The organism is Streptomyces sp. CB01201 (assembly GCF_002803085.1).
Classification (GTDB): domain Bacteria; phylum Actinomycetota; class Actinomycetes; order Streptomycetales; family Streptomycetaceae; genus Streptomyces; species Streptomyces hundungensis.
In genome coordinates, this window is record NZ_NNBJ01000011.1 from 263,353 (window position 1) to 280,744 (window position 17,392).

Sequence of the window (17,392 nt, forward strand, 5' to 3'; positions counted from 1 at the left end):
CGATATTGCCATCTACTTGTCGGAAGGTGGCAGAAACGTGCAGTGGACGAACCTGAACGAACAAACTGTGTATGAAAATCGCTGGTTTCGGGTCAACCTCGCGGACGTAGCGCTTCCGGACGGGCGACACCTGGACCACTTCCTGATCAGGCTGCGCCCGGTCGCCGTCGCGACCGCCGTCAACGCGGCCAACGAGGTGCTGCTGCTGTGGCGGCACCGCTTCATCACCGACAGCTGGGGCTGGGAACTGGCCGCCGGAGTCGTCGAGGACGGCGAGGACATCGAGGCCGCCGCCGCCCGGGAAATGGAGGAGGAGACCGGCTGGCGGCCGGGACCGCTCAAACCCCTGCTCACCGTCGAGCCCGCCAACGGGCTCATCGACGCCCGGCACCATCTGTTCTGGTCCGAGTCGGCCGAGTACATCGGCCACCCCGAGGACGACTTCGAGTCCTCACGCCGCGAGTGGATTCCCCTGAAGCTGGTGCCCGACATGGTCGCCCGGGGGGAGGTCCCGGCCGCCAACATGGCGGCCGGACTCCTGCTCCTGCACCATCTGCGCCTGGCCGACGGCTAGCCGCGGAAGCGGTCAGCGGCCGATGGCCTGCCATACGGCGAGCGAGAGCGCGCCGAGGGCGGCCAGGGCGGTGAGGGCGGGGAGCGGCCACCTCAGGTGTTCGAGGGCCGCCAACCGTCCCACCGTCTCGGTCAGTTCACGCTCCGTCTGCTCGCCCCGCTGGGCGAGCAGCGCGAGCTGTCCGTCCATGTGGGCCATGCCGACGTCCAGGCGGCGGCGTAACTCCGCCAGTTCGTCGACGGTGGTCGAATGTCCCGGGTGGCTGGACACGGTGGCTCCTTAGTCCTGTCAGGACGTGCCGTTGATGTGTTGGCTCAGAGTCAACTCGCCGTGCACCGGGGGCGGGAGCGTGTGCGATGGGCATATGCGGGCTCGTGCCGCACACCCGGTGTGCGCGGTACGAGCCCGGCTCAGGCCTTTCAGGCGTACACCCGCGTATACAGAAGTACGCCGCTTTACTCAGGCGTAGGAGTAGAAACCGGACCCGGTCTTGCGGCCGAGGCGCCCGGCGTCGACCATCCGCTGGAGCAGCGGGGGAGCGGCGTACAGGGGCTCCTTGAACTCGTCGTACATCGAGTCCGCGACGGAGGCCACGGTGTCCAGGCCGATGAGGTCGCGTTGACCTGCCCAGAAGCCTTCCTACGTCTTTCTTCAATTCTCAACGGTTCTCGGTTTCTTACTCCCTGACGACTCCCTGACTCTCTGGGGACTCCCTGGGAGGCGCATGAGGCGCTAGAAAAGTCGTGCCGCCCCGCACCGATGGTTCCGGTGCGGGGCGGCTGTTGCCCGGTCGGATCGCGCTTCCCATAGCTTTAATCCAACCGGGCGGCTTTGAGGGCAACCTTTAGGTCGGGTTGCCTGCCGAGTTCAACGGATGTCCGCGCCGGCGGTTGTTCACACGATCGAGTGAACAGGCGTTCGAATCAGGGACACTATCCCCAGCCCTGCGGCATATGCCAGCCCGTCGCAGGGTGACCCCGGGATCCACGCTCAGAAGTGCCGCCTGTCGATCCTCCCGTTCATGATCATAAAAAGCATGCCCCCAGAGGCTGACTCAAGATCGTTGGCGAATCAGCGTTTGCTGGGTGCCACGCGAACCCGATCCCGACTCGATCCTCCAGCGGCGCCGGGCGGTCGGTAACCGCGTCCGCGGTGCCCGAATCGACGCAGACCTCACGCAGGAGCGGCTGCGCGACCTATCCGGCGTCGAACGTCTGACGATCCAGCGCATCGAGGCCGGCTCCACCGATGCCCGGCTCAGCTGGCTGCTGCGCATCGCTGATGCTCTGGGAATCCATGTGCGGGACCTCCTGGGTTAGCTGGGCGTCAGGTCGGCGCGGGCCTGGATACGTGAGTGAACCATTGGTTTCGGGCCAGTGGAAGGCGACGGCCAGAACTTGCGCAAACACGCGCTGCTTCCGTCACTCTCCGACGCCACTCAAATACACCCACACCCACACCCTGTACCCCGTATGCAGGTGATCGGTACCGGTGTGCGCTGCATATATGCGTGTGCCTGGCGCGCACGGGGTGTGTTTTGGTGACGCTCCGTCAGGCTCTACCGCGCGCCTGCCTTGTCGCGACTCGGCCATCGCAGGCCTGTGAACCAGTTGAAGTGGTCCCCGCGGTGACCGGGCTCTTCGAGGCAGTGGATCTCGCGGTGCGGGTGGCGGTCCCAGCAGTGCCCCGGCATCTCGGGGCCGTCACTCATGCCCACGGGAACGTCACCACGACGGCCGGGGGCTCCTTGGTCAGCCGGTACAGGGGCTTGACGTCCTTTTCCCTCGCGCACGCCTGGTGCGCAAATACGGGCGGGCCGGCTGTCGGCTGTCGCACGCAGCAGTCCGCGCCCGTCTTGTCGCAGTAGGCGCAGCTGCGCAGCTCTTCGCGGGCGGGTGTGGCATCACTAGAATCCGTCACGGCGGTGCCCCCTACGGCGTCGTCCATGCCCCGGGCCGGTCACACGGTCGCGGGGTTCAATTTGAGCCTCAGTGTACCGAGGTGTACCGCACTGTACTGCGGTCGCGCGGTGTACTACAGGTATCTAGCGTCAACCTCATGAGCGTGGATCTTGACCGGACGAGGCCGGTATGGCGGCAGATCGCGGCGGTAGTTGTCGAGCGGATCGGCGACGGCACCTATCCGGCCGGGAGCAAGGTCCCGTCGGTCGTCGAAATCTCCACCGAGTTCGGCGTGGCGGCATCGACCGCGCAGAAGGTTCTGGCGCATCTCAAGGCCGAGGGCCTGGTGCGCACCGAGGTCGGGCTGGGCTCGTTCGTCGCCGACCAGCCGGCAGAGGACTGATCCGCTCCATCCCCATTGTCAGTGCCCGCGGCTACGCTTGATCCATGCCCATTACACCTGCCACTCCTGGCTCCGCGCGCCCTGCTGCGGTGATCAATGCGGAGATTCGTGGGCTCGTCGAGGGCGGCGGGCTCGGGTCCGACGAGTACCTGCAGCTGCTCGTCGAGTGGGAGGCGGCGGTGCGTAGCGAGGCGACGCAGGCCGATGTCAGTCCTGCCGCTTAGGATCCCGCCTCGTGGCAATTGAACTCACTGATGAACTGATCGAGCTGGAACGTTCCGCCGAGGCGGAGCGGGAGAAGGCGCTGGCCGGGCCGTATTCGGTGGAGGCGTGGCGGCCGTGGCGGGATGCGGCTGAGGCCGTCCAGGCTGCGATCACCGCGCACGCGGAGGCGATCGGCCAGCCTCGGTTCGACGTCGAGGCGGCGCTGAAGAAGCTGGTTCGGCACCCCGAACCCGAGGGCGCCTGAGCTACAGCGAGGACTGGAACGCGGACGCGGACGGCACGTTGTCGGCGGCCGTGGTGATGCGGTCGAGGGCGGCGGGAATGCGTCCGGCGTGCTGGGCTGCGGCCCGGTTGGCGAGCGGGATCCGGCGGGTCTGCGGGGCGGCGGCGGGCTGAGCGGCGGCCGAGACGAGCGTGGTGGTCATGGCTCATTGTGCAGGGAGGTCCCGGCGGACCGCAGGGCCTTGGCCGCGTGCTTGGCGTTGACGAGGGCGGCGGCAGCGGTGCCCGGCTTCGGCTCGATCCCGAAGAGCTCGTGCTCCAGCATGGCGATTCGCGTGTAGTCGGGCCGCACGGCGACGGCCCTCGGCCGCCGCCAGTCGTGGGCGATCCGACTCCAGATCGGAAGCGGCCAGCTCAGCCATAGCGGCGCGCCCGGTTCGGCTCCGAGCGTTCCGCAGGCGATCGCGTACACGACGGTAAGAGCGATGAGGATCGACACGGAAGCCTCCAGGCTTAGCGCTGTCCAGGCACAGGTCAGTGTGGCAGGCCTTCGTCGGGAACGTAGACTCGAACGCGTGTCCGATATGCCCTCCCACCTCGACCTGCTCCGCTTCCTGGAACGCGTGCAGCTCCAGCAGCTCGACCAGACGCGGCGCTGGATCGCGGCCGAGGAAGCCAGGCAGGCCGAGATAGCGGCACGTCAGCCGCCCCCGCCACCACCGGACTGGGTCATCACCGCCGGACGCGGACCCGCCCTCCCGGGCACCGCCGGGGCGCGGACCGTGCACGTCGGCGGCTGCGGCATGGCCCACGGCACCAGCCGACCCGTCACCCGAGACCAGGCGCTGAGGGCCATCACCGTCGAGGACGTCCCGCCGTGCCAGTACTGCCGCCCCGACAGTGAACTCGGAGTGCTGGACTGAGTCTCTAAGCTGTCGCCGGACACGAACGCCGGGGGGGAATCGTGAGTTGGACGACCATCGCGGGCTTGACGTGGACGCTCTTCCTGTTCGGTGTCTTGATCGGCCTGTACCTCGGATGGGCCTACCGGCTCATGGTCGCCATATGCCGGTTCGCGCTGCGCTTGCTGCGGAAATAACGGCACGACAAAGCCCCCGTCGCCCGAAGGCGACGGGGGACGATCAGTCCAGGTCCGGGGTCTCATCCGCCTCGACGGCGGGCTCCAGAAACAGGCCCTGCCACTCAGGCGGCGGGGGCTCGGGCTGCGGCTCCAGAACGTCGATATCGACGAGCGTGCCGGCATCCGCCATGTCTGTATCAGGCGGCGGGGGGAGCTGGCGGGGAGGACGGGTCGGCATCGACGGTCACCTCCGCCAGGGCGACAGGTCGAGTTCCTGAGGCGGTTCCGGCAGCGGCCCGGCCTGCGACGTCGGCTCGACTCTCTGGGCCCACTTCATCAGGTCGAGCACGAAGCTCGTGAGGAGCTTCCGCTGGGTCCGCTCGTCTTTCAGTTCTTGATCGAGGCGTGCTGTGATCGCCGCGAAATCGTCTCGTCGGGCTGCCCGGCGGGTCTGTGACCAGGCGGCCATGCCCCCGAGCGCCCCGACACCGGCCGTGGCGATCACTTCCCAGTCCATCCGTCACCGCCGCTTTCTGAGGTGAGGTGGCAGAGGGTCCTCCATGCCGCTCACACACGTAATGATGATCGCGAAGCTCACCCATCCGGCTGCTGAACCCGACGCCGGTCCGTAGCCCTGGGCCGCCGAGATCGTGAAGGCTGCCGCCCACACGGCGGCTGGGACGGCGAGGGCCGCGAACCCGACGTGCTGCCCTCGGGCAGTGGCGAGTCCGATCAGCGCGGCGACGAGCCCGCAGACGACCCAGCCCCAGCCGAGCGTGGCCAGCGAGATGTGACGCGTCAGGAAGTCCAGGCTCCTCGACGTGCCGTACCTGGGGTTACCGATGATCCCGAAGTAGCCGTAGGAGGCCCAGCCGAGGCCGCCGACGACGAGGACGACGCGGCGGCGCGAGACAGGCCGCCGCGCCCCCGCGCCCCACATCAAACGCCCTGCGGGCCGGCCGGCCGAACAAGAGCAGCGGCGGGTACCGGCGCGATGACCTGAGTGCGGGTGTACGCGGCGACGGCTGCCGAGACGAACGCGAACACCACGGCTTGGGTGTCCGGCGACCAGTGCAGGCCGAAGCCAACTGCTGCGGCGATGGCGGCCTGGGTGAAGCCGAGGAACGCGGCGCCGACTCCGTCATGCACCTGGAACGCAATGATCAGCGCGACGATCGCGGCGGCGACGGTGTTGACGAGCGCCTGCTGGTCAGCGCTGGCGTGCAGCCAGAACGCGCTGATGAGCTTCACGGAGGCGGCGACGAGGCCGAGGACGAGTGCGGGTTCCCTGCCGAAGATCTTCATAGTTGCTCCTAGTTGGCGAGGCGGGCGGCGATGTTCGCGGCGACCTTGGCGGCGATGGCGTCGGCAAGCGCCGGGTTCGAGGCGATCGAGGCTGCGAGCGCCTGCATCTGCGCGTCACTCGCGCCGGTCGTGGTGAGGGCATCGACCTTCTTGCTGAGCGCGGCGACGCCGGCCTGTGCGGCGACGGCCGCGTTCGCGGCGTTGGCGAGGGTCTGGTGTACGTCCGGCTTGTCGCCGTGGGAGTACGACCAGACGTCGGCGGGGGTGGGCATGTCGTCCTCCGGTTGGGGTTGGGTGCCGAGCGCCCACACGCGGAGTGCAGCGGCGTCGAGGTGGCAGTAGTCCTTGTCGACCGGCTGGGATCCGTACTGGTGGAAGAGCCAGTCGGCTTGGATGCGGGGCTGGCCGGCGGGGACGTAGTCGGCGATCCAGAGGAAGTCGCCGGCGTTGGAGTCGGCGTCGACGGTGAGCCAGTTGTTGCGGTCGGCATAGACGCCGACGCGGTGGCCGGGCGCCTTGGCTTTGACGCGGGCGAGCCAGGCGGTCTTGTAGGCGCGGGCCTGGGCGTTGGTGACGTTCTGGCCGTACCACTCCCAGTCGAGTACGAGTAGGTCGCCGGGGGCGAGGTTGATCTGCCGGAGGAAGAAGTCGGCTTCGGCAACTGGGTCGTTGGCGATGTGCGGGTAGTGGTAGAACCCGGTGACCAGGCCGTTGGCCTTGGCGTGGTCGCGCTGCGCTACCCAGACGGGGCTCGTGTATCCGAGCCCCTCAGTGACCTTGGCGAAGACGAAGGAGAGGCCGCTCGTGTCCGGCTGCGCGGACTGGTACGAGGCCCAGTCCTGCCCGTAGGCGCCCATCAGCCCTCCCTGGCGGTGGTCCAGGTGGGGATGGTGACGTCGCCCTGCTGGGACAGGAGCCACCGCAGGTCGGGAGTGGTGAAGTAGCCACTCCCGGAGACGCCCCAGCCGGTGCCCCACGAGTTGGTGATCCAGTAGTCGCCGGTGGTGGCGTCGAATCGGTTCAGCTCGATCTCGTGGCCGCCCGCGACGCCGGAGGAGCGGGCGATGGGGATGCGCCCGTCGGCGTCGGTGTCGAACATGCTGTTCAGCCACGGGATGCCGATCATGACGGGGCCGTGCTGGAGTGCGCTGGTCAGCGCGGTGAGCGAGAAGGCGTGCGTGTAGCCCGATGCCAACCCGAGCGCCTTCAGGGCCTTGGCGACGCCGAGGCCGGACGACCCGGTGTCGGTGGGCGGGTACTGCCCGGATATGGAATCGAGGTGCGTGGCCAGCGAGTAGAGGCGGACCGCGAAGTCCTCGTCGGGCGCGTGGACTCCGGCGGTGAAGAAGCCGTGGGAGGCAGAAGCCCCCGTGGCCGTGATGGTGACGGAGGTCTGGCCGGACCGCGCCGCCGAGTCCGTGCCGATGAGGCCGGTGCCCGCGTTGCCGGTGCACGAGCCGAGCTGGCCCTGGTCGAGGACGGGCGTGCGGCGGGTCCAGGCGACGGAGCGGATCGCGTCGGCCGGAAGCGTCTCGTGCGCGAAGTCGCGGGAGCGCGGGTCGTGCTCGACGTGGCGGCCCATCGGCCGGCCCGGACGAGAGGGCAGCAGTTCAACATGCGGCGTGCACATAGCGCCTCCAGGGCAGAGAGAAGCCCCGGAGCGGGGCGCGGTTGGACGGGGCAGGGTCAGCTGAAGTCGGGCGGAACGGCGTTCATGTTCGTCGTGTAGACCCGGTTTTCGAGGTCCTGCTTGGTGACGGACATGGGATTGACGACCCCGTGCGGCCACGGCTGAGCGTTGAACGCCTGCACGATGCCGAGGGCGATCTCGTCGTTGACCCCGGCCAGCGAGGTCAGCAGAAAGCCTCCGTCGTTCTCCCCGGTTTCGGAGTTGATCGTGAAGCTGAACTGGTACTCGGTGATGGTGTTGACCGAACTCATCAGGCTCTCCTTGTCATCGGCTGATCCAGAGCACGCGCATGGACGCGGTGAAGATGCTGGCGCCGGCGCTGGTGTTCATCGCGCCGCCGGATGCCTGCGCGGCCATGACCTCGATGTAGTCAGTGCTGCCGTTGCAGGTGACGAACGCGCTGGTTTGCATGCCGGACGTCACAGCGTTGGAGGGGTCGAACGACGCACCCGAGCCGATGACGCCGCCGCCGTTGAGGCCGATCTGCAAGCGCCGGTCGCCCGTGACGGTGTTCGGCCAGCCCACCGACCCGAACACCAGGTACAGCCCGGCCACGGTCGGTGTGTAGCGGGACGTGTTGGTGACGGTGCTGTGCCCGCCGTCGGCGTCCAGGGTTTCCGTGTCCAGGTTGAGCGCGACCATCGCGTTGCTGCCCGCGATGGACTGGGCGGTTGTCGCGTACCCGAGGAACACCGGTGGCCCGAGGGCGAAATTGTTCAGGTCTCGAACCTGGGCGTTGAACAGGGCCGCCGTGTCGTAATTTCCGGGGGCCTCATTGACAGGAACGGGAACGATGCGGCCCACGAGGGTCTCCGATCAGTAGGCGAACGCGGAGGCGTCGAATGCCGACACGGCGTCCCAGGTGGTGGCATTGGTGACCCCAGCGGGCAGCACCTCGCAGATCACATCGCTGGCGGTGTGAGCCTTCGTCGTGGCGCCAGTGAACGTGATGACGGCGGAGGTCCACCCTGAACTTGTCGCGCCCACGGCGGACACGGTGACGGTCTCCTGATTCGCTGTACCGAGCCCGAGGACCAGTTGTGTGCCGGCCGGGAGCTGCGCGGCAAGCGGGTTGACGTTGTCCTGGCTGTTGTTGACCGTGATCGACGAAACGCCGCTGGCTGCGGTGGTCTTCAGGGTGGTGTGCCAGGCTGCGAAGAGTTTGTACGGCGTGAGGTCCGCCGGGCTGCACTGGAGCGTGCACCAGGCGTCGTTCTGGTCGCCGAGGTCCCACTGGATCGACTCGACGAAGCATTCGATCTGGATTGGCGGGGCGCCGAACGGCCGCTTCATCACACGCACTCGGGTGCCGATCTCCAGGCCGAGCAGTACCGGCCAAAGCGCCGGGTACGCGCTCGGGTGCAATTTCAAGGCTGCGACCCGGTAGGCGGGCTGCTTGTATCGCGACACCAGATACGACGCCGCGTCCTGGCATTCCTGCGGCGACGTCGAGTTGACGGTCCGCGTCATCGTGCGCGGCCCGTAGGCCGCGATCGACGTCGCATCCTGCGCGGTGAACTTCGACGCAGGCGAGACCTGGCTGACGACGGCGACGTTCGCGAGGCGCGTCGTGTCATAGTCCGGGTCGATGCTCTCGTAGGGGAACTCTCCGCCCGCGACGTTCTCGCCGAACGTGTAGACGGGCACGGTGGCGTTGTAGCGGTCTCCCCGCGATCGGAAGTTGAGCCAGCCCGCCGCGTCAACGAAGTGCGATCCGCCCTCGGTGTCCACAACGGCCTGGAGCGCCGTGAACGCGTCCTGGCCCGCGAAGTCCGCCGGCCCCATCGACCGGGTCAGGCCGGGCTGGATGATCCAGCCGACCTCGTTGCTCGCATAGGCCAGGATGCGGAGATACCGGGCATTGGTCGACTCGCCCGTGAACGAGTTCTTCCAGGCCGCATAGATCGCGTCGGTGTTCGGGTTAAACAGGTAGGTAGTGAACTCCGCCGCGAAGGCGAGGTCGCCCTGCCAGTTGTTTCCTGCCGCGCCGCCGAGGCCGACGTCGTACCAGGCGCCAACCGAGTCGGAGACCAGACCAGTCGGTGTAATCGCCGAAGTGAAGCCGGTGAAGAACCAGTTGGCGCCGTCGAGGGACGTGCGCATCTCGCCGGTGGATTCGTTCCATCCAAAGATCGCAAGGTGCCAGTTGCCGTCGACGACGTTAGGGAAGCTGCCGTTGTTGGCGGTGAAGGTGACGCTCCCGTAGGAGCCTCCCGGGCCGCCGATGGTCAGGTGCAGATGACTGTCCGTGGAGATGAACAGGAAGACCCTGCTTCCCGTAGCGACCGTGCCGGTCGCCGCGTGCTGCCGGTCCATGGACGACCAGATGCACGCGGCATCCGTAGGGGTGGGCCCGGTGTACCGGAACGCGATCGCGCGTGTCCACGAGGCCGGATTGGTCGGCCCGACGATGCCGGCGGTGGGCAGACTGATCACGCTGGACGGAAAGCCCGCACCTTGGCCCGGATGCGGGTTCGTGAAAGTGGTGACCGTGCCGCTGCTGCCCGTGAACACGCCGCCGATCGGGTCGGTCGCCGTGATCTGCGTGCCCGGCGAGATGGCGCCCGCACCATTCTTCGAGTTGATGATGCCGACGACGCCGTTGGCGCCGGTCGCGTCGGCGAACTGCGTGGCGCCCGAACCCTCGTCGAGCCGGTACACGAAGCGGGCGCCGGCCGCCGTGAGGGCCTCGGTCAGGGGGTCGTCGAGGATGTACTGCGACAGCAGCGAGAGAGCGTCCACGCTGTTCGGCGTGACCGTCGAGTACTGGTTGCCGGAGAACGCGGGCTTCCACTGGTTGGTGTACCCGAGGTACATCGGGTACCAGACGCCGGGCTGCGCCCACGCCGATGCTGAACTGCCCTTCTCCAGCTGCCAGGCGTCGACCTGGATCGTGCAGGCCGCGCCCGCGGTCGCCGCGACCGCCACGCCGATGTTCATGCCCAGCGCGCCGGCCGGGCAGGTTGCGGTCGCGGTGATCTGCGTCCATGCCGCGGTGGCCGAACCGGTGAGCGTGACGGCCGAGCCGTAGGCGAATGTGGTGGTCGAGGCGAGCGGTGTCAGGTACCAGCCCTGACTGCCCTTGACCTGGAGAGTCGTGCCGGGCGTGATGTTCCGGATGCGCATTTGCACGGTGTACGTCTGGCCAGGCTGTGCCGCGGTCTCCGGGGTGTAGCAGATCCGTGCGTTTGCGGCTGAGCCGCTTGGCACGGAGAACTGCAAGACGTTGGCGCCCTGGAAGGCCGTGGCAGAGGCGGCGACGATGCCGGAGCTTGAGGGGTCGGTGTCGCTGAAGATGTCCGCGCCCTGCACGTTGGCGCCAACGGCGTAGCCGCCGAGGTCTCCGCCCGTTGCCATGATCTGCGACAGGATGTTGATGCTCGGCGGCCACATCGCGCGGCGGCGCACCGGCTGGAACGGCGCGATCTTTCCGTAGAACGGACTCGCCGTGTTCGCCGGGTCGAGGGTGCCGGTCGAGTTGGACAGGACGGTCGAGGCGGTGCCGGGCTGGATCTGGTCCAGCTCGTACTGCCGCCCCCGCTTACTGTCCGACTTGCCCATCGTGGTGGGCGTGACCTCAACGAACCGGTCCGTTGGGGTGAGCGCCGTGGTGGCGTTCCAATACGGCCCCCACGCCTCCTCGATCACGGGCCAGTTCGGATTGAGGGCCACGGTCACCTCCTGAAGGGCTGGTAGGTCTGCGCCTGAATGGATCCGCGCTGGAGGAACTGCCGCTGGAGCTCGTCCTGGAGATCCTTGTCGGTGAGGATCGAGCCCTGGACATGCAGGTGCACGGTCACCGTGCCCCCGGGCGCCCCGGCCCCGAAGCCGCCGCCCGCGCCGACGCCGGCGCCGGCCATTGCCAGTGACGGAACGCCGACCTGCTGGCTGGCCAGGGTGTCGGACATCGAGATGACGGACCGCACCGCAAGGTGGGCGTTGTCCGTGATGCCCTTGGCGATGCCCTCGGGGATGGCCACGCCCACGTGGTCGGCGAAGAGCCTGGACGGGCTGTTGATGCCGAGGAAGCTCTTGGCGGAGCTGAGGGCGTCCCCGGCGAGGTTCTTCAGGCTGTCGAACAGGCCCCCCGCGGCGTTCTCGACGCCGTTGATGATGCCGTGGACGATCGACGAGCCGATGGACAAGAACCAGGAGCCCACGCCCTTGACGGCGTTCCAGGCGGAGCGGAGCCCGCTGGAGATCGCCGAGGCGATGCGGCTGACCACGCTCATGATGGTGGAGAGTGCGCCCTGAATCGGCGTGATCATGCTGGACTTGATCGCGTTCCACAGAACCGAAGCGACAGCCTTGATCGCTGCCCACTTCTGGCTGAGGTAGATCCCCAACGCCGTCCAAATGATCTTTACATCGGTCCAGACCTCCGTGATCGGATCAATGATCACGGCGTGGATGATCGACCAGACGGCCGACGCGACCGTCTTGATCCCGTTCCAGACCGAGCCGAAGAACGCACTGATCGCGTTCCAGACGGAGATCGCTGTCCCGATGATCTGCGTGTGGAAGTGATTCCAGATCGCGACGATCGCGGCGACGAACGGCATGAAGATCACGAACAGGAGCGGCCACCACTTGCGGAAGAACCCGGCAATGGCATTCCACACGGTTTGCGTGATGCCCCACAGGAAGTTCCAGCCGGCGACCAGTGGATCGACCACCGTGTGCCACGCGGCCGAGAGAAACCCGGCAATGGCATTCCAGACGCCCATCACCGTGCCGGAAATGCTGTGCCACACCGACGTTGCGACGCTCGCGATCGACTGCCACACCGACGCCAGGAAGTGCCCGACACTTTCCGCGACACTCTTGATCGCACCCCACACCGTGGACCAGTGCGTGGCCAGGGCGACGATGGCCGCGACCAGCGCGACCACGCCCAGAATGATCCAGGTCACAGGATTCACAGCGGCGGCGGCAGCCATGCTGTAGAGCGATGCCGTTAGGGCGGCGATCGAGAACACAAGGACGCCGCCGATGATCCCGGCCGCGACCTTCGCCGCCATCGAGTGCTTGGCGATCCACGACGCGCTGGTGGCCAGGACCCCGATGATCTGCTGCACGTAGGGCATGAGGACTTGGCCGATCTGAATGCCCAGTGCCTCCATGGAGGCCTTGCCCTCGGCCACCTTCTGGTTGAAGTTCTTCTGAACGTCCGCCCAGCCCTCAATGCTCTTGCCGCCTGCCTTGACGTGCTCGTCTACGCCCGCGATGTTGGCCTTGAAGGTCTCCATGTGGGAGCCGGTCAGCTGAAGGGCGCCCATCATCGACTTCGTGCCGCCAACCATCGTGGCCAAGGCGCCGATGTAGGTCTTCTGGCTGCCAGAGAGCTTGTTGAGCTGGCCCTGGAAATCCTTGGAGTTCGCCGAGGCTTTTTGCAGGGTGTCGATCAAAACGGTGCCGCTCGGGCCCATCTTGTTCTTGATCGCGTCCGTCAGCGTCGTCAACGTTGCGGCGAGGCCCTGGCTCCCCAGTTCCTTCTCGACGTCGATGGCGTTGAGGCCCAGCCCCTTCATCGTTGTCGCGGCCTTGGGCAAGACATTAGAGAGCTGGCCGATCGTCTGCCGCAGGTACGTCGCGGCGACCGCCGCCGGCGTGCCCTGGGCGGTCATGGTGGCCATCGCGCCCATGACCTCGTTCAGACGCACCCCGGCCGCCGCGGCCACCGGCAGGATGCTGCTCATCGACCCGGCGAGGGCTTCGAGGTTGGTCTTGCCCTCAGCCTCCGTCGCGATCAGCGCGTTCATCGCGGTCGTGGCGTCACCGCTGGACATCTTGTACGCGTTCATCGCGGTCGTGACCGCATCCGTGGTGGTGTGCAAATCGGCGGCGCCGACCTTGGCACCCTCGGCCGACACCTTCAGCACCTTCAGGGCGTCCGCGCCGTGGTAGCCCGCCGACTCCACCATGTAGAGACCGGCCGTGAGCTGGGACGTGGACTGGCCGACCTCGCCCGCCATCGCGAGGATGCCGTCGCCAACCATCTTCATGTTGGAGGCGGCTTCGCCCGCGCCGGTGCGGACGCGGGTCATCTGGACCTGGAAGTCGCCCGCCATCTTGACGGTGGCCACGGCCGCGGCGCCCGCCGCGACACCGAGGCCCAGGAGGGCGGCCTTGCCCATCATTCCGGTGCGGGCGAAAGCTCCGGCTCCTGCCGCGTCGACCTCGGCGAGCTGCGTCTTGACGCCGGTCGCCGCTGCCCTGACCCCGGCGAAGGAGCCGATGAACTCGATGAATACCGGAGGAAGTGCGCCCATGCCGGATCACCCCCGTCCGGCTGGTGCTGCTATCGAGTTGTCAGGCGCGGATCGCTTTCGCCCACGCCAGTTCCCAGGCGGCGGCCATCTTCGGCTCGGCCGCCCTCACACCAGGCTTGATGTATGGGTACTTGTCCTCGACCTGCCGCTTGTACAGGTTCTGGAGCTTTCCGCCCGCACCGACGCCGCCCTGGAAGCCACCCTCGGGTAGCGGCTTGGGCCGTCGGACGCCACCAATGCCGCCTGAGAGACGGCCGGTCAGCCGGCCGGGGCCCCCGGACTTGGAGACGTGGTGCGGCGAGAGGTGGAGTTTCACCGAGTCGCCGGTTCGGGCCGACTTGCCGCGATGGTCCCAGCGGGGACGGCCGCGCATTTTGGCTTTGATCGACGACTTGGCCGCACTCTGCGACGCCTTCAGCGCCTTGAGAGAAGCGAGCTCGATCCGCTTGTCCATCGCGGTGATGGCGGCGATGCCTTCCTTGGTGCCTCGTACAACTGCGCCCAGTTCACCCACGGGCCGCCCGCCTTTCCTGCTCGGCGCGCACCTTGGCGACGGTGTTGTCGATGGCGAGCAGCCAGTCGAGGTCGACGGCCGACTGCTGCTCCAGGTCGGAGGGCAGGCAGTGCAGCATCGTGCACAGCCGCCACGTCCGGTACTCCTCGTCAGGAATCTCGTGTGACCTGTACTCGAACGACCCCTCCAGAACCCCCCTCAGGCGCTGGAGGGCCCGGTAGGGGACGCCGGGTCCGGGTCCGGCTGAAAGTTCGGATTCAGCGCGTGCTGGTACGGCGCGACCGCCTGGTGCAGTTCGTCGAGAGCAGCTGTGGGCAGATCGAGGACGTTCTCCGCCGTGACAGCGAAGTCCCAGCTCCAGCCGCGCACGGCAGCCATCACGAGCTGATCCTGAAGCTCCTGAAGCACGTCGAACGCGTCACCGATCGATGCGGCGATCTTCAGCTGGTCATCGGCCGACAGGTGCTCGGTGCCGCCCCGCGCTTGGGCCTCCTGGATCGCTTCGAGGAATGCGGGGTAGCTCGTGAGGCGCGCGGTGAGGCGCTTGATCGGGCGCCGCATCCGCTCGGTGATGTCACAGACGGGCCGCAGGTCGGCCCACCCGCCAGGCAGCGGGACGCGGTTGGCCTGCGTAATGTCGAGGTCTGTCACTTGTACGTCCCCGTGGCGAGTGCGTTCTGGAGGGTGACCTTGATCGGCGAGTAGCCGCCGCTGCCGCCGACGTCGGTGGTGTTGGCGACCGCCTCGTAGTCCACCGACAAGGCGATGTAGTCCTTGCTGCGTTCGATGTCGGCGGCGGTGAACGCGCACTTCGTCATGTGCAGCTTGACCTGCACGGCGGAAGCGCCGGCGCCCTGGGCATAGTTGATGTCCAGAGCGGGCTGGGAGTTGTTCAGGTAGTTCAGGAGCTGGGTGTCGTCCTCCATGACCAGCGTCAGCTTGCCGCTGACCGACACCGGCCCAGACCATAGGGCGTAGGGCGCCTGGGTGCTGTCGACCGTATTGATCGCGTCGACGGAGCGCTTGATGGTGCACTCGCCATCGATCAAGGTGAGGTTCGACGAGCCACCGATGGTGACCGCGCCGACCCAGCCCGCCAACGGCGTGACCGCTGTGTACGACGGGGTCGGAGCCGACGCCGTAGCGGAGCCAAGTGCGACCGCCTTCGCCGAGTACGTCAGCAGGCCGTCGCCGGAGAACTTCAGCCCGACCTCGCTGATCTTGGCGCCCGCATACTGGCGGGTGGTGATCGCGTAGTAGTCCGACAACGTGTAGGACGGCGGCTGGCCCGTACCGGTGTTCAGGACGGCCATGGCGTGCGTGTACGGGGCGGAGGCCCCGGTCGTCGTCACGTCGCCGAGGACACCCGCGAGCGGGAAGCCGATGGTGTCGGGGAAGACGTCGCCGTCGAAGTCATACTCGGACATCAAGGTCCCGGCGATCTTGTTGTAGGAGTCGACCATCGAGCCGCGCTGGCCCGCGTCCTCAAGGAAGTCCTGCTTGTCCTTCGGCTTCATGCTCTTGACGGGGATGAAGGCCGTCGCGGCCACGGGCGTGCCGAACACCGACTCCTTCGCGATCCCCAGGAATGACCGGAACGTGGGCTGCGGCATCACTCACCATCCTTCGGTGCGGCCTTGGCGGCCTTGGAGCGGGTCGGCTGCCAGCGGCCGTCTCCCGGGTCTTCGTCGAGGTCGGCCGACAGGCCGGGAACGGCCTCGATGCCGAGGCTGGGGTAGTAGCGGGCGTCATCGCCCCGGTACGTGAATGCGGGCATGCCGCCCTCCTAGACGCGCTGGTAGCAGGAGATCTGCATAGGGGTAATGCAGTGGCGGCCCTTATGCTCGTCGTCCCACGCCACTTCGTGGGAGCTGGCCGTGGGCCGCGCCGACAGCACGGCGCCGCCGAGCGTCGGATCGGACCGCACCACGGCACAGACCGCATCGAACAAGGCGACACTGCGGGCGAACACGCGCTGCGGATAGTCGCCGCCGCGGTAGACGTCGATCGTGATGTCGACGTCGTAGGACTCTTCCAGCCAGCCCGGTCCGCCGGAGCCGACCATGCTGGACACGGCGTCCTGCCTGCTGACCTTGCCGATGGCCACGATGTCGGCGGGCTGGAAGGGGCCCGGCTCGTCGAAGCACACCAGCAGCTGCTCGCCGGGAAAGTCCGGATCCGGGGTGAGCATCGCGGTGAGCTGGTCGAAGAGGTACTGGCGTGCGGCGGGCGCCGACGAGGTGGGAATGGTCATCAGGCGATCCCCGGGGGGCGTCGGAAGGGCTGCCACAGTTCCAGCACTCGGGCCGGCAGGGCGAACCCGGTTGGCACGGCGGACACTTCGCCGTCCAGACCGGCGCCCCCGAACTGGGGGCGTCCGCCCTGCTGGGTGAGCTGCCACAGGTGCCGGATCAGTTCCAAGGCGCCGAGGCGGACCGCCGGAGAGACCATGCCGAGGCGGCCGGCCACGTACTGGACGACGATGTTCTTCGACCCGAAGGCGAAGATTGTCGCGTCGCCACCCAGGGCCCGGCGGGTGAGCTGCCCGGTGTCGTAGTCGACGGTGAAGCCGAAAGCGTTGGACTGTCCGCCCAGGGGCTGTTCGGTCAGGGTGTAGCTGGACAGGCCGTAGTACTCGGTGACCGAGGTGACGGAGGCGAGCGGCAGCCAGTCCACGGTGATGCTGGTGGTGCCGCCGTCGAACGCCTGCATATACGACTCGGGGAAAACCGGGCCGATCACGTCCCTGGCAAGGTCCCCGGCAGCGTCGATGAACCCCTGCAATTCGGCGTCCTGGCTCGTGTCGGAGACCGGCATGTTGAGGTGGAGCTTCACCGACGACAGGTCGACGATCGACACCGAAACCCCCTGGCTAGTCGGCCTTGTTGGGGGCCTTGGCGGCAGCGGTGTTGCGCCTGGGGCCGCTGGAGCCGGTGACCTCTTCCAGGCGGCGTCCGGTCTCGCGGATCTCCACCGCGATCGGCGTCGCAACGTGCTGCCCGTCGATCTCGACGGTGGCCGGGTCGACCAGTCCGCGCATCTCCGCGACGGCCTGGAGCACGTCGTCCTTCATGGCGGTGAGGTCGCGCTTGATGCTGTCGGCGAGCTCGTGGTCGATGTCCTTGACCTGGTCCCACTTGTCGAGGAGACCCTTGGCGATGTTGATGGGGTTCATGGGGTGCCCTCCAGGGCGTGAACCGGCGGC

At 67.6% G+C, this 17,392-nt stretch carries 29 protein-coding genes and 1 pseudogene; 7 read left to right on the plus strand and 23 right to left on the minus strand.

The genetic code is table 11. The features are described from left to right. Positions 1-37 precede the first annotated feature (37 nt). Entirely contained in the window at positions 38-574 is a 537-nt protein-coding gene (locus CG740_RS23030; RefSeq protein ID WP_100577128.1) for an NUDIX domain-containing protein, read from the plus strand. Positions 575-586: 12 nt separating this feature from the next. Here CG740_RS23030 and CG740_RS23035 read toward each other — a convergent pair whose 3' ends face one another. Together CG740_RS23035 and CG740_RS23040 are read right to left on the minus strand one after the other, a co-directional pair. Beyond that, on the minus strand, positions 587-844 hold the full coding sequence (locus tag CG740_RS23035) for a hypothetical protein (protein WP_100577129.1): 258 nt from the start codon (positions 842-844) through the stop codon (positions 587-589). 189 nt (positions 845-1,033) lie between these two features. Further along, a pseudogene (locus CG740_RS23040) lies at positions 1,034-1,189 on the minus strand (3-hydroxyacyl-CoA dehydrogenase family protein); the annotation flags it as partial. A gap of 470 nt (positions 1,190-1,659) precedes the next feature. Between CG740_RS23040 and CG740_RS23045 the strand changes: the two are divergent. Beyond that, on the plus strand, positions 1,660-1,893 hold the full coding sequence (locus CG740_RS23045; protein WP_199846544.1) for a helix-turn-helix transcriptional regulator: 234 nt from the start codon (positions 1,660-1,662) through the stop codon (positions 1,891-1,893). A 388-nt stretch (positions 1,894-2,281) separates the two neighbouring features. On the opposite strand, the gene CG740_RS23050 is transcribed toward CG740_RS23045, so the two are convergent. Beyond that, complete coding sequence (locus CG740_RS23050) at positions 2,282-2,494, minus strand: hypothetical protein (protein ID WP_159030380.1); 213 nt, start codon at positions 2,492-2,494, stop codon at positions 2,282-2,284. Between the two features lie 138 nt (positions 2,495-2,632). On the opposite strand from CG740_RS23050, the gene CG740_RS23055 reads away from it, so the two are divergent. Genes CG740_RS23055 through CG740_RS23065 form a run of 3 tightly spaced genes read left to right on the plus strand, consistent with a single transcriptional unit; the run spans position 2,633 to position 3,347 of the window. Further along, complete coding sequence (locus CG740_RS23055) at positions 2,633-2,878, plus strand: GntR family transcriptional regulator (RefSeq protein WP_100577131.1); 246 nt, start codon at positions 2,633-2,635, stop codon at positions 2,876-2,878. A gap of 44 nt (positions 2,879-2,922) precedes the next feature. Beyond that, a complete protein-coding gene (locus CG740_RS23060) occupies positions 2,923-3,102 on the plus strand; it encodes a hypothetical protein (RefSeq protein ID WP_100577132.1) in 180 nt (59 codons plus the stop codon). 11 nt (positions 3,103-3,113) lie between these two features. After that, positions 3,114-3,347 carry a hypothetical protein gene (locus CG740_RS23065; protein ID WP_100577133.1) on the plus strand — a complete coding sequence of 78 codons (234 nt, stop codon included), beginning with the start codon at positions 3,114-3,116 and terminating at the stop codon, positions 3,345-3,347. Position 3,348: 1 nt separating this feature from the next. Here the strand turns inward: CG740_RS23065 and CG740_RS23070 are convergent, their stop codons facing one another. Continuing rightward, positions 3,349-3,528: a hypothetical protein gene (locus CG740_RS23070; protein ID WP_100577134.1), complete on the minus strand. Its 180-nt coding sequence runs from the start codon at positions 3,526-3,528 to the stop codon at positions 3,349-3,351. Beyond that, the gene (locus CG740_RS23075) at positions 3,525-3,824 is read right to left on the minus strand and encodes a hypothetical protein (RefSeq protein ID WP_100577135.1); all 300 of its coding nucleotides are present in this window, start codon (positions 3,822-3,824) and stop codon (positions 3,525-3,527) included. The genes CG740_RS23070 and CG740_RS23075 overlap by 4 nt, the downstream gene beginning before the upstream one ends. Positions 3,825-3,909: 85 nt before the next feature. On the opposite strand from CG740_RS23075, the gene CG740_RS23080 reads away from it, so the two are divergent. After that, on the plus strand, positions 3,910-4,248 hold the full coding sequence (locus CG740_RS23080) for a DUF6233 domain-containing protein (protein WP_234376461.1): 339 nt from the start codon (positions 3,910-3,912) through the stop codon (positions 4,246-4,248). Between the two features lie 41 nt (positions 4,249-4,289). After that, positions 4,290-4,424 (plus strand): hypothetical protein, encoded by a 135-nt coding sequence (locus tag CG740_RS41585; RefSeq protein WP_267895419.1) that lies wholly within the window; start codon positions 4,290-4,292, stop codon positions 4,422-4,424. A 43-nt stretch (positions 4,425-4,467) separates the two neighbouring features. Here the strand turns inward: CG740_RS41585 and CG740_RS41590 are convergent, their stop codons facing one another. The 18 genes from CG740_RS41590 to CG740_RS23160 all read right to left on the minus strand — a co-directional run bounded on the left by CG740_RS41590 (position 4,468) and on the right by CG740_RS23160 (position 17,362). Next, positions 4,468-4,596, minus strand: coding sequence for a hypothetical protein (locus CG740_RS41590; RefSeq protein ID WP_267895420.1), 129 nt, complete (start codon positions 4,594-4,596; stop codon positions 4,468-4,470). A 54-nt stretch (positions 4,597-4,650) separates the two neighbouring features. Next, positions 4,651-4,923: a hypothetical protein gene (locus CG740_RS23085; RefSeq protein WP_100577137.1), complete on the minus strand. Its 273-nt coding sequence runs from the start codon at positions 4,921-4,923 to the stop codon at positions 4,651-4,653. A gap of 3 nt (positions 4,924-4,926) precedes the next feature. Further along, positions 4,927-5,346 (minus strand): hypothetical protein, encoded by a 420-nt coding sequence (locus CG740_RS23090; RefSeq protein ID WP_100577138.1) that lies wholly within the window; start codon positions 5,344-5,346, stop codon positions 4,927-4,929. Then, the gene (locus CG740_RS23095; RefSeq protein ID WP_100577139.1) at positions 5,346-5,711 is read right to left on the minus strand and encodes a hypothetical protein; all 366 of its coding nucleotides are present in this window, start codon (positions 5,709-5,711) and stop codon (positions 5,346-5,348) included. The genes CG740_RS23090 and CG740_RS23095 overlap by 1 nt, the downstream gene beginning before the upstream one ends. 8 nt (positions 5,712-5,719) lie before the next feature. Then, complete coding sequence (locus tag CG740_RS23100; RefSeq protein ID WP_100577140.1) at positions 5,720-6,568, minus strand: glycoside hydrolase family 25 protein; 849 nt, start codon at positions 6,566-6,568, stop codon at positions 5,720-5,722. After that, entirely contained in the window at positions 6,568-7,341 is a 774-nt protein-coding gene (locus tag CG740_RS23105; protein ID WP_107488371.1) for a C1 family peptidase, read from the minus strand. Before CG740_RS23105 ends, CG740_RS23100 begins: the two co-directional genes overlap by 1 nt. Before the next feature lie 56 nt (positions 7,342-7,397). Beyond that, positions 7,398-7,652 carry a hypothetical protein gene (locus tag CG740_RS23110; RefSeq protein WP_100577142.1) on the minus strand — a complete coding sequence of 85 codons (255 nt, stop codon included), beginning with the start codon at positions 7,650-7,652 and terminating at the stop codon, positions 7,398-7,400. 13 nt (positions 7,653-7,665) lie between these two features. After that, positions 7,666-8,205, minus strand: a complete 540-nt coding sequence (locus CG740_RS23115; protein WP_100577143.1) for a hypothetical protein — start codon at positions 8,203-8,205, stop codon at positions 7,666-7,668. A gap of 12 nt (positions 8,206-8,217) precedes the next feature. Beyond that, positions 8,218-11,073 carry a hypothetical protein gene (locus CG740_RS23120; protein WP_100577144.1) on the minus strand — a complete coding sequence of 952 codons (2,856 nt, stop codon included), beginning with the start codon at positions 11,071-11,073 and terminating at the stop codon, positions 8,218-8,220. A gap of 2 nt (positions 11,074-11,075) precedes the next feature. Continuing rightward, positions 11,076-13,541, minus strand: a complete 2,466-nt coding sequence (locus CG740_RS23125) for a phage tail tape measure protein (protein ID WP_234376434.1) — start codon at positions 13,539-13,541, stop codon at positions 11,076-11,078. 172 nt (positions 13,542-13,713) lie between these two features. Then, entirely contained in the window at positions 13,714-14,187 is a 474-nt protein-coding gene (locus CG740_RS23130; protein ID WP_100577145.1) for a hypothetical protein, read from the minus strand. Then, positions 14,180-14,305, minus strand: coding sequence for a hypothetical protein (locus tag CG740_RS41595; protein WP_267895421.1), 126 nt, complete (start codon positions 14,303-14,305; stop codon positions 14,180-14,182). The genes CG740_RS23130 and CG740_RS41595 overlap by 8 nt, the downstream gene beginning before the upstream one ends. Before the next feature lie 80 nt (positions 14,306-14,385). After that, positions 14,386-14,838 (minus strand): hypothetical protein, encoded by a 453-nt coding sequence (locus CG740_RS23140; RefSeq protein ID WP_100577147.1) that lies wholly within the window; start codon positions 14,836-14,838, stop codon positions 14,386-14,388. Further along, a complete protein-coding gene (locus CG740_RS23145; protein ID WP_100577148.1) occupies positions 14,835-15,800 on the minus strand; it encodes a phage tail tube protein in 966 nt (321 codons plus the stop codon). Before CG740_RS23145 ends, CG740_RS23140 begins: the two co-directional genes overlap by 4 nt. After that, complete coding sequence (locus tag CG740_RS40425) at positions 15,800-15,964, minus strand: hypothetical protein (protein ID WP_199846545.1); 165 nt, start codon at positions 15,962-15,964, stop codon at positions 15,800-15,802. The genes CG740_RS23145 and CG740_RS40425 overlap by 1 nt, the downstream gene beginning before the upstream one ends. Positions 15,965-15,973: 9 nt before the next feature. Continuing rightward, positions 15,974-16,441, minus strand: a complete 468-nt coding sequence (locus CG740_RS23150) for a hypothetical protein (RefSeq protein ID WP_100577149.1) — start codon at positions 16,439-16,441, stop codon at positions 15,974-15,976. Then, complete coding sequence (locus CG740_RS23155; protein ID WP_100577150.1) at positions 16,441-17,046, minus strand: phage gp6-like head-tail connector protein; 606 nt, start codon at positions 17,044-17,046, stop codon at positions 16,441-16,443. Before CG740_RS23155 ends, CG740_RS23150 begins: the two co-directional genes overlap by 1 nt. 13 nt (positions 17,047-17,059) lie before the next feature. Continuing rightward, complete coding sequence (locus CG740_RS23160; protein ID WP_100577151.1) at positions 17,060-17,362, minus strand: hypothetical protein; 303 nt, start codon at positions 17,360-17,362, stop codon at positions 17,060-17,062. Positions 17,363-17,392: the final 30 nt, after the last annotated feature.

Bases quoted from the DNA above. Each gene is read 5' to 3' on its own strand.
- CG740_RS23125 (WP_234376434.1), bottom strand. From the start codon at position 13,541: ATGATGGGCAAGGCCGCCCTCCTGGGCCTCGGTGTCGCGGCGGGCGCC.
- CG740_RS23105 (WP_107488371.1), bottom strand. From the start codon at position 7,341: ATGTGCACGCCGCATGTTGAACTGCTGCCCTCTCGTCCGGGCCGGCCG.
- CG740_RS23090 (WP_100577138.1), bottom strand. From the start codon at position 5,346: ATGTGGGGCGCGGGGGCGCGGCGGCCTGTCTCGCGCCGCCGCGTCGTC.
- CG740_RS23160 (WP_100577151.1), bottom strand. From the start codon at position 17,362: ATGAACCCCATCAACATCGCCAAGGGTCTCCTCGACAAGTGGGACCAG.
- CG740_RS23070 (WP_100577134.1), bottom strand. From the start codon at position 3,528: ATGACCACCACGCTCGTCTCGGCCGCCGCTCAGCCCGCCGCCGCCCCG.
- CG740_RS41590 (WP_267895420.1), bottom strand. From the start codon at position 4,596: ATGGCGGATGCCGGCACGCTCGTCGATATCGACGTTCTGGAGCCGCAG.
- CG740_RS23100 (WP_100577140.1), bottom strand. From the start codon at position 6,568: ATGGGCGCCTACGGGCAGGACTGGGCCTCGTACCAGTCCGCGCAGCCG.
- CG740_RS23145 (WP_100577148.1), bottom strand. From the start codon at position 15,800: ATGCCGCAGCCCACGTTCCGGTCATTCCTGGGGATCGCGAAGGAGTCG.
- CG740_RS23080 (WP_234376461.1), top strand. From the start codon at position 3,910: ATGCCCTCCCACCTCGACCTGCTCCGCTTCCTGGAACGCGTGCAGCTC.
- CG740_RS23150 (WP_100577149.1), bottom strand. From the start codon at position 16,441: ATGACCATTCCCACCTCGTCGGCGCCCGCCGCACGCCAGTACCTCTTC.
- CG740_RS40425 (WP_199846545.1), bottom strand. From the start codon at position 15,964: ATGCCCGCATTCACGTACCGGGGCGATGACGCCCGCTACTACCCCAGC.
- CG740_RS23110 (WP_100577142.1), bottom strand. From the start codon at position 7,652: ATGAGTTCGGTCAACACCATCACCGAGTACCAGTTCAGCTTCACGATC.
- CG740_RS23085 (WP_100577137.1), bottom strand. From the start codon at position 4,923: ATGGACTGGGAAGTGATCGCCACGGCCGGTGTCGGGGCGCTCGGGGGC.
- CG740_RS41595 (WP_267895421.1), bottom strand. From the start codon at position 14,305: ATGCTGCACTGCCTGCCCTCCGACCTGGAGCAGCAGTCGGCCGTCGAC.
- CG740_RS23095 (WP_100577139.1), bottom strand. From the start codon at position 5,711: ATGAAGATCTTCGGCAGGGAACCCGCACTCGTCCTCGGCCTCGTCGCC.
- CG740_RS23060 (WP_100577132.1), top strand. From the start codon at position 2,923: ATGCCCATTACACCTGCCACTCCTGGCTCCGCGCGCCCTGCTGCGGTG.
- CG740_RS23055 (WP_100577131.1), top strand. From the start codon at position 2,633: ATGAGCGTGGATCTTGACCGGACGAGGCCGGTATGGCGGCAGATCGCG.